The organism is Trichocoleus sp. FACHB-6 (assembly GCF_014695815.1).
GTDB lineage: Bacteria > Cyanobacteriota > Cyanobacteriia > Cyanobacteriales > FACHB-T130 > Funiculus > Funiculus sociatus.
On sequence record NZ_JACJOY010000015.1, the window covers coordinates 1 to 8,625 of the forward strand.

11 protein-coding genes and 2 pseudogenes are annotated in these 8,625 nt (G+C 46.3%); 7 read left to right on the forward strand and 6 right to left on the reverse strand.

Features of this window, described 5'->3' with window-relative positions; genetic code table 11:
- The first annotated feature begins 217 nt into the window (after nucleotides 1–217).
- Nucleotides 218–661, forward strand: a complete 444-nt coding sequence (locus tag H6F66_RS02630) for a hypothetical protein (RefSeq protein WP_190417942.1) — start codon at nucleotides 218–220, stop codon at nucleotides 659–661.
- A gap of 160 nt (nucleotides 662–821) precedes the next feature.
- A complete protein-coding gene (locus H6F66_RS02635; RefSeq protein WP_190417944.1) occupies nucleotides 822–1,145 on the forward strand; it encodes a XisI protein in 324 nt (107 codons plus the stop codon).
- Between the two features lie 58 nt (nucleotides 1,146–1,203).
- Here H6F66_RS02635 and H6F66_RS02640 read toward each other — a convergent pair whose 3' ends face one another.
- Nucleotides 1,204–2,229, reverse strand: a complete 1,026-nt coding sequence (locus H6F66_RS02640; protein ID WP_190447641.1) for a hypothetical protein — start codon at nucleotides 2,227–2,229, stop codon at nucleotides 1,204–1,206.
- An 80-nt stretch (nucleotides 2,230–2,309) separates the two neighbouring features.
- On the opposite strand from H6F66_RS02640, the gene H6F66_RS02645 reads away from it, so the two are divergent.
- Nucleotides 2,310–3,260, forward strand: coding sequence for an ImmA/IrrE family metallo-endopeptidase (locus H6F66_RS02645; protein ID WP_206755767.1), 951 nt, complete (start codon nucleotides 2,310–2,312; stop codon nucleotides 3,258–3,260).
- A 71-nt stretch (nucleotides 3,261–3,331) separates the two neighbouring features.
- On the opposite strand, the gene H6F66_RS02650 is transcribed toward H6F66_RS02645, so the two are convergent.
- Nucleotides 3,332–3,973 (reverse strand): Uma2 family endonuclease, encoded by a 642-nt coding sequence (locus tag H6F66_RS02650; RefSeq protein WP_190417950.1) that lies wholly within the window; start codon nucleotides 3,971–3,973, stop codon nucleotides 3,332–3,334.
- 173 nt (nucleotides 3,974–4,146) lie between these two features.
- Between H6F66_RS02650 and H6F66_RS02655 the strand changes: the two genes are divergently transcribed.
- A complete protein-coding gene (locus tag H6F66_RS02655) occupies nucleotides 4,147–4,743 on the forward strand; it encodes a Uma2 family endonuclease (RefSeq protein WP_190417952.1) in 597 nt (198 codons plus the stop codon).
- Nucleotides 4,744–4,879: 136 nt separating this feature from the next.
- Here the strand turns inward: H6F66_RS02655 and nudC are convergent, their stop codons facing one another.
- Both nudC and H6F66_RS02665 read right to left on the reverse strand, forming a co-directional pair.
- Nucleotides 4,880–5,698, reverse strand: coding sequence for an NAD(+) diphosphatase (gene nudC / locus H6F66_RS02660; protein ID WP_190417954.1), 819 nt, complete (start codon nucleotides 5,696–5,698; stop codon nucleotides 4,880–4,882).
- Nucleotides 5,699–5,775: 77 nt separating this feature from the next.
- Nucleotides 5,776–6,414, reverse strand: a complete 639-nt coding sequence (locus tag H6F66_RS02665) for a VTT domain-containing protein (protein ID WP_190417956.1) — start codon at nucleotides 6,412–6,414, stop codon at nucleotides 5,776–5,778.
- 160 nt (nucleotides 6,415–6,574) lie between these two features.
- On the opposite strand from H6F66_RS02665, the gene H6F66_RS02670 reads away from it, so the two are divergent.
- Nucleotides 6,575–7,018: a hypothetical protein gene (locus H6F66_RS02670; protein ID WP_190417958.1), complete on the forward strand. Its 444-nt coding sequence runs from the start codon at nucleotides 6,575–6,577 to the stop codon at nucleotides 7,016–7,018.
- A 12-nt stretch (nucleotides 7,019–7,030) separates the two neighbouring features.
- Complete coding sequence (locus H6F66_RS02675; RefSeq protein WP_190417960.1) at nucleotides 7,031–7,354, forward strand: hypothetical protein; 324 nt, start codon at nucleotides 7,031–7,033, stop codon at nucleotides 7,352–7,354.
- Nucleotides 7,355–7,628: 274 nt separating this feature from the next.
- Here H6F66_RS02675 and H6F66_RS02680 read toward each other — a convergent pair whose 3' ends face one another.
- A complete protein-coding gene (locus H6F66_RS02680) occupies nucleotides 7,629–7,919 on the reverse strand; it encodes a hypothetical protein (RefSeq protein ID WP_190417962.1) in 291 nt (96 codons plus the stop codon).
- Nucleotides 7,920–8,148: 229 nt separating this feature from the next.
- Here H6F66_RS02680 and H6F66_RS28200 point away from each other — a divergent pair.
- A pseudogene (locus tag H6F66_RS28200) lies at nucleotides 8,149–8,442 on the forward strand (DUF4062 domain-containing protein); the annotation flags it as partial.
- A 91-nt stretch (nucleotides 8,443–8,533) separates the two neighbouring features.
- On the opposite strand, the pseudogene H6F66_RS02685 reads toward H6F66_RS28200, so the two are convergent.
- Nucleotides 8,534–8,625, reverse strand: a pseudogene (locus H6F66_RS02685) (IS5/IS1182 family transposase); the annotation flags it as partial.

Genomic DNA, 8,625 nt, shown 5'->3' on the forward strand with positions numbered 1-8,625 from the left:
AGCCGCTATGGATGATGATTATATGATTCAAGTTCTCAGTTCTTGTTTTCTTGACCCTACCTTAGATTCTTCTGATTCCTTGTGTCAAGCCTGATTAAGATGCTCTTACCCTGGAGGCGATCGCTGTAGAAGGGAACTGAGAAGTCGTGCTGAGTGTCATACAGGTTAAAGCATCGCACGCTCCAATCTTTTTTCCTTTTATTAATAGCAACTGACCATGAAGACTCTGCTACTCGCCAGTGTATTCGCTTCTTTTTTGGCGTCTAATCCCTTGAATGTGTCCTCAACGAACACGCCTTCTCAAGCAGACTGGTTTCGTTTCATCGTTCAACCGGGTACCCCAGGGCAAGCGTTACAACGTCCTTTGGTGAGTGCAAAAGGTGGCGCGGGAAATATTACGGTTCGTGCAGACCTCTCTGCATCAACTCCTTGCCAGAGGCTCAGCGGTGCGGCGGAACGCAAAGGCAAGAAAGTAACAGTGCGCGTTACCATCCGTCCACCTGAGACTGGTGGATGTATCCTCATGGTCGGCAATTTCCGCTATGAAGCTACTCTTAACAAGCTTACCCCTGGCAAGTACCAAGTTGAAGTAATCCACCAATACCCGAATAGTGGTTGGTTAAGTGAGACGGTATTGAAGCGTCAGGTGAGCGTAAGATAAGACAGGAAATCTTCCACGAAGAGCGATCGCGTTAGCGAAGCGAGGCGTTAGCCTAGCGCTGACTTGTTAGTTCGCATAGGGAACCGATTGGTGAGTTGGTGATGCGTAAGTTACCGATGAAATTGCTTATTGTAGATGTAGCGGCGCAAGAGGTGAAGCAATGGATACCACCACTCAAGAACGGGACATTGTAAAGCAAGTAATTCAACGATACGCTCAGTTTCAGCCTTCTCACGGAGATATTCGGCTCGATACGGTATTTGACGACGCGCAAAATCGCTATGCACTGATGCAAGTGGGTTGGGATAGGGGACGACGGGTTAGGGGAAATTTGATTTATGTGACTCTGCGTGAGGGTAAGGTTTGGGTGGAATATGACGGGATGGAACAGGGAATCACCAAAGACCTAATCGCCGCAGGTATCCCAAGAGAGCAAATTGTTCTGGCATTTCTCCCTGAAGAGCAAACCGCTGCAACTGCCTAAACTCAGACTAGATAATGGGCGATGGCACTTATTCTTAGCTGGTGTTGAGGCGTGAGGTTTACGCAAAGAGTAGCTTTTGAATTTGCCGATGCCATCCAACGCGATGGATAACCCTATCTTTGTGCAGATGTTCGCTCAGGATTTCGGCCTTGGTCAACGCAGAGAGTTCTTCCCAACGTTCACCGAGAATGTAGGTTGCATTGCCAAAGTAAATACTCTCCAGCACAAACAGATTTTTCGCAGTAAACCCAAAGATGATGTAACCCCTAAATCCTGCTCGTCCAACAGCTACAAAGTCAGGTTCATGTTTGTTGATTGTTTCCAACCGATTATCAATCATTTTCTGATTACCCGTAGGCACACGCTGGATCAAGCTTTGAACCTGAGATTTCAGCCTGCTCCAGGGATAACGTCCTGGTGGTAAGACCGTCCAGTTGAGATGCTTAATTGGAACATTGATAATGGCATCGAGGTTTTCATGAAAGACCTGGCATTCCCCGAAAATATCCAGAAATAAGTTGATCGTGTGCAGCAGTTGGGTACGATTGCGCTTATCGTATGTCATCATTGGGCTGGTGATAAGCTTCTCTCCCTCCTGGCTCTGTGCCGCAATCTTTAACTCAACGCTTGGAGGTAGGACGAACGTTCTGGGATAGCGCTTATAAGGCACATCCACCAGTTTGGATTGCTCCTCAGATGAATTCTTGCCTCGCCATTCCTGCCAATGCCATTCAACCATTCTGTAAGCAGTCTCTTTGGGACGATCTTTATGGATAATCAGTTTTCCCAGAGCGTTGAATCGGCTGATTGATCCGAAAGCAGGAGGTGGTAGAACGGATTCCCCAATTTGCAGGGTGTCCGTGAAGCCTATCTTTGTCAGCAAACTCTGGAAGCGATCAATGGCACTCACTCCAAACACAATCCTCTTACCAGGAGGCAACCAACGAAAATGCAATTCCAGGTTGCGAATACGTTTAGCTTTGATAATCATGTAGATCACCTTTAAATTAAGTGACGATTCAAAATCTTGTGAAACATCGGTTGACAGATACGGAACTTCCATATCTGTGCGATTATGTGTCATAGACACAGCTTATTCAACTCCTTCATCTGTGTCAATGTGTGTCGTTAGCACAAAGCTTAAAAAATTCTTTAGATATTGTTATGGATAAGCAAACTATGATTCTTTCTGAACTACTGAAACAGAAGAGAGAATCTCAGGGATACAGTCTCAGGCAACTTTCATCAGTAGTGGGGGTAAGCTTTTCGACTTTGGCACGGATTGAAAGAGGAGATGGAGAACCTGACAACAATACAAAGATTCGTATATTGGAGTGGCTTGGTGATGACGCTCGACGTGCTGGTCTTAAGTTCGATAGCGTTGCATTGGTGCATTTTCGTGCGCGCAAACAAATTGACTCAGAGACAGTTCAGGGTCTCTTAAGAGTTGCAGACTACCTCAAGGGCAAGTACGGTTCAAATTCAGTTCATGCTGTTAATGAGCAGAGCGGCCACGAGCAAGATTTAGATGCTGCAATCTCTCTTTCAAAGGACGAAATGGAGGAGATGGCTGAGTTATTCCGTCAGGAGCTAGGTCTATCTGAGAATGAACGGCTTGATGCTTTCCGCCTCCAAATTGAGGGTGTGAAGGTGCTGAGCCTGGAAGAAGTTACTGATATTGATAGCCAGCTTAAATCTCAACTCCTGAATTTTGGAAGACAGAGTTGGTCTGCAATGAGTGTTCCTCTTGAGGAGAATACAGACAGATGGGCAATTGTGTGGAATAGCTCTCAAAGTACAAGACGCCAAAGTGTTTCGTTACTAGAAGAGATATGGCATATACTGCTCGGTCATAAACTGACACGAATAACGAAGGTTGCGGATGTTTATGGCAGAACTTTTGCTGAGGCTGAGGAACACGACGCCTACTATGTAGCCGCAGCAACCCTGTTACCAGCAGGCGTAATCAAAAAGCTAGTTGAACAAAGAGGGGATGTATCTGAAATAGCAGCAAAGTACGGAACTACACCAGAACTTGTGGAGTATCGAATCAAGAGACTTGGACTATGGCGTCAATATAAGGGAATGAAGATTATACTGAAGCCTGAGAAATAGTTGATGCTTCCTGAAGCTGTGATAACTTCCATCGCCCAAACTTCCGGAGGTATAGGATGGACGCTGGGAGGTCAAGCTTGAAATTGGGACAATAACCAGGCACTCACCTTACCATGATTCATTTGCCGACTACGCCGTAATGCTTCTTCTAGTAGCGCGATGTCCAAACCTGGAAGTACCTGGGACTGGTAAATTCTACGACTGCCTCGATTCTGGATCTCAAACGCGATTAGCTGAACATTTTGAACATCAATAATCCAATACTCACGGACTCCAAGTGATTCGTAGAGTAGACGTTTCTCACCTTTGTCATCTGCCAGGGAAGAATAGGCAACCTCAATGACTAGATCGGGAGGTGGGTAGGTATCGAGGTCGATGATAGTTGCTTCCCAAGGCACTATTTCCGCATTGGAACCCAAATAAAACGAGACATCAGGTTGCGCTTCCTCATAGCCTATCTTGCGGTAAGTGCAGTTATCGTGACCATCGAAGTCAATCTGATTTAGTCCTGCAAACAGGCAGACTGCGTGGATAACAATAAGGTGGTCGCGGGAGTGAGGATTGCCTAGTGGAGACATTTCGAGCCTCATACGTCCGTTATAGTAGTAGCCTCTAGCTTTTTCGTAGCTAGGATCGCTAATTGCCAGAAGGTATTCGTCCCAGGTGGCATTCACCCAGGTATCGGTTGGTAGTTTGGCTTGTAGTTGGCTCATAACAACAACCAGTAACAGGCTTGACCACTATTCTATGTCTTAGAGTCAGACAAGCATGAGTCAATAGTACGATCTACTGTGCAGCAGTGCTTTACCTTTACTATTATTCTCCTGCGAGAAGTTGCTAGAACAGGAGTGGAACAGGCAACTGAAACCTTGGGGGTTAAAATCAAATGATTATGCAAGCTGAAGATAAAAAAATTTACACACCTGAAGAATATCTTGATTTTGAGGTTAACTCAGAAGAACGGCATGAATATATCAATGGTGAAATTGCCCTGATGACTGGCGGAACCCCCAATCACAACAAAATTGCTGGCAACTTCTATGCTGCGTTAAATTTTGCGCTCAAGCGCCAGCCCTATGACGTTTTTTTTACAGACCAACGTCTCTGGATTCCTAGAAAACGTATCTATACTTATCCAGATGTCATGGTAGTTCAGGGTGAATTGCAATTACAAGAAGGACGGCGAGACACCATTACTAACCCCTTGATGATTGCTGAAGTGTTGTCAACGTCCACTAGAAGCTATGACAAAGACGCAAAATTTACCGCCTATCGTACCATTCCCGGTTTTCAAGAGTATCTCTTAATTGACCAATACACCATGCACATTGAGCAATACTTTAAAACGGAGCAAAAACGCTGGATATTTTCTGAGTATGACGATGCCAATGAAATAGTATCTCTAAATTCCCTTTCATTCCAAATAACGCTTGCAGATATATATGACAAGGTTGAGTTTGAGTCAGTAGAAGTAAGCACCTGAAGATATTATTGTTGAACTTATTTCAATGTCTTGATTTTTGCCAATAGCGATCGCACGCTCTGGATGTGGAGTATGAACCGTGAGAGCGATCGCACTCTTTCTTTATGAAAAGCGATCGCAATATCATCCAAATCACTTAATCAGTAGAAACAAACCAGTCGAGAAGTTTTCGGGCAATGCTCAGTTTAGGAGGAATCAGCGGTAGACTGTCTTTACTAAACCAGGCAGCATCCTCCAATTCTTGCGGGTCGATGACAATATTGCCACTCGCATAGATAGCGGTGAATCCAATCATCAGAGAGTTTGGAAAAGGCCAAGGTTGCGAGCCGAAATAGCGAATATCCTTGACTTCTATGCCAACTTCCTCTCGGACTTCGCGCACGATTGTTTCTTCAAGTGATTCTCCCGGTTCCACAAATCCAGCGATCAAACCGTACATTCCTGGTGGAAACCGAGAAGCGCGAGCTAACAATATCTCTTCACCACGCGAGATGAGTACAATCACCGCAGGCGAGAGGCGAGGATAATTGACTAATCCACACTTAGGGCAACGCTTGGCACGTTCGTTGGGTAATTGCGTTGTCAGAGTCGCACATTGTCCGCAATACTGATGGGTGCGATCCCATTCCATAATCTGAATCGCACGACTGCTGAGCGCATATAAGTCTTCGTCTAAGGTGCTGTACAATTCGCGCAGTCCTTGCAAAGTCATGCCATCGGCTATCACCGCATCTTTCGGTAGTTCCGCCGAGTAACAAGGTCTATCGTCCAACGTACCAAGAAATTGCGATCGCACGGGCATTAAGCCAATCTCGCTTAGGCTGATTAGATTGGGAATATAGCTCACCCTTCCTTCAACGCGAACCAGCAACTTATTGCCCGCAAATGCAAACCACCAAGCGGGTTGAGATTGTACTTCCGGTGGAGCAATGCCAGGGATGAAGGTTCGATGCATATGTAATCAAGCGCGATCGCATAGTGTGCCGCAGGCGATCGCTTTTATCGTATCACCGCCATTCAGCACCTAGCCGATCATTGTGACCGCTGGCGTTGGACAACAGCGGTGACGATGCCGATGCCGAATGCTCCCAGGATCGCAAAGCCTAAGAGTGACTGACTGCCTTCAAAGATTCCAGCGCCAGCAGCGACCCAAAGCGGTTTGGCAATCAGAATGCTGACAATCAGGGCTAAGAAATAGCTTTGCCAACTCATTCTGGTCATTCCGGCGGCATAAGCGACGAAATCAAATAGTCCGGTCATCAAAAGACCCGTCATTAGGAAAAAGTTGCGTTCTAAATGTTGTTGAGCGAGGCGATCGACTTTTTCTATAAATTGCTGACCGACAAATCGCTCTACTAAACTCCGTCCATAGCGACGAGCAATATAGAAATTGAACGTACAGGAGGCTAAATCTGCCAACGCAACGACTAGCAATCCTTGAGCGAACCCAAACAGACCTCCGGCTAAAATCGCGTAAGCAGTACCTGGAAGCACTGGCACGATGATACTGGTAAAGCGCAGCCCAAACACGATTGCAGGTGCCCAGAGGCCAAACCGATCCACCTGTTCTCGAACTTGCTCAATCCCATATTTATTGAGCAGCCAGATTGCTAAAGTAATCAGAACTCCAATCGCAAACCAGCGCAGAATTTTTATCCAGTTGTATTTCATGCGGCTCAACTACTCGAAACCTCTCTGGTATGGTTGCATGAAATTGATGGCACTGTGATGGAGCGATCGCTGTTGAAGGGAACTGAGAAATCATGGTGAGTGTCATTCACACTAAAGTATCGCGCTCCAATCTCTTTCCTTTTATCATCGGAAACCGACAATGAAGACTTTGCTACTCGCCAGTGTATTCGCTTCTGTTTTGGCGTCCAATCCTTTGAATGTAGTCTCCGCTGACACATCCTCTCAAGCAGACTGGTTTCGTTTCGTAGCTCAACCGGGCCCCCTTGGGCAACAGTTAGAACGTCCTTTGATGAGTGCAACAGGTGGCGCGGGTAGTATGGCCATTCGTGCAGAGGGGTTATCTACCCCCTATCCTTGCCAGAAACTAAGCGGTGCGGCGGAACGAAAGGGCAAAAAAGTGACGCTGCGCGTTACCATCCATCCACTTGAGGGTGGATGTATCGCCACAGAGGGTAATTTTCGGTATCTAGCTACTGTTAACAACCTTACCCCTGGCAAGTATCAGGTTGAAGTAATCCACAAATACCCAGGAACTGGTAGGTCAGGTGGAACCGTATTCAAGCGTAAGGTGAATGTAAGGTAAGAGGAAATAGTCATGCTGACCGGGGATAAAGCGCTACTGGTACTTCCCTTCAATCAGCAAAGAAGGCTATCACCGTATCTTTCGGCAGTTCCGCCGAGTAACAAGGTTTATCGTCCAGGGTGCCAAGAAATTGCGATCGCACGGGTTATCGAGCCAATCTCTCCTAAACTGATAAGATTGGGAATTGTGCTGAGTGTCCCTTCTAGTCGAACTAACAGCTTATTGCCGACAAATGCGAACCACCACGCAGGTTCAGATTGTACTGGAGGTGGAGCGATGCCGGGGATGAAGGTTCGATACATATTCAGTAGAATGCCGCAAAGCGTATGCGCCTAGCGTGCCGTAGGCAGTCGCCTTCATCGTATCATTGCGATCGGAACATCATTTCCCTTAGCAACGGAACATGGCGTTGCTATATCGCCGTGAATATCTTGGCATCATGATGAATTATTGTTGTTTAAAGCAGGGGGAACTTAAATAATGCGGTGTGTAATTAGTAGTCGTGCGGGGCAAGTTTTGGCAAGGGGCCGCCTAATTCTTCACAAGAGCGATGATGGGGAATTGCGATTGAATTTGGAAACCGAGGGAGGGAGGTTGCTTGAGGGCGGAATCATTGATCCGGATGGAGATATGGCATCAGCCAGTGAAGTGTTATTTCGTCAATTCTTTGAAGTTTGGGGTATGAGCGATTTGACCTTGAATGTAACAGTCCGATAAGCGATCGCTCACAGACAACTTCCTTGAGTTCTTGCTCCAGACGTGGGACTACTTCAACAGATGCGTATGTCTGAATTTTAGTATGAGCGATCGCGCTGATGCCTACGTGCAGCGAAAATTTAGCACGAATGCGATCGCTCTGTTTGCTTGAGGATGCGATCGCACTGATGCCTACGTGCAGCAAAAATTTAGCAAGGAGCGATCACGCCAGTTTGTTCAAGGATGCGATCGCGCTGATGCCTACGTGCAGCGCAAATTTAGCACGGATGCGATCACTCTGTTTGCTTGAGGATGCGATAACCCGATAAATCCTCTCACCATTTGCATCGGATATCGGACTATCCTTAGTGTTTAACGCCTACAGAACTCTATTTTATACGCTATATATAGGATAAGTTCGCCCCATATCATACATGCCAGTAGAAGCTAAAGTCTACCGTATCCTCATTGCTAGTCCCGGAGACGTTGCCGAAGAACGAGACATCATCCGAAACCAAATTTATCAGTGGAACGCGATTCACACTGCGGACATGAAAATGATGCTAATGCCCGTTGGCTGGGAAACAGACGCGACACCCAGTCTCGAAGAACGGGGACAAGCTGTTATCAATCGACAGTTGGTAGATACTTGTGATCTCTTAATTGGCACCTTCTGGACTCGCTTAGGTACACCCACCCCTGAAGCTGAATCCGGTACAGTTGAAGAAATTGAACGAGCAAGTAACGAAGGGAAACGCTGCATTGTTTACTTCTCTGACCGAGAAGTATCACCGTCTAAGAGGATGTCTGAGAAGTGTACTAAGCTAAGCGTCGTAACATCAAACGAATGTTTGCGATATAGATAAAAGCTTCCGACGTCTGCGGCAAAATTTCATAATCCTTAGAGAGTC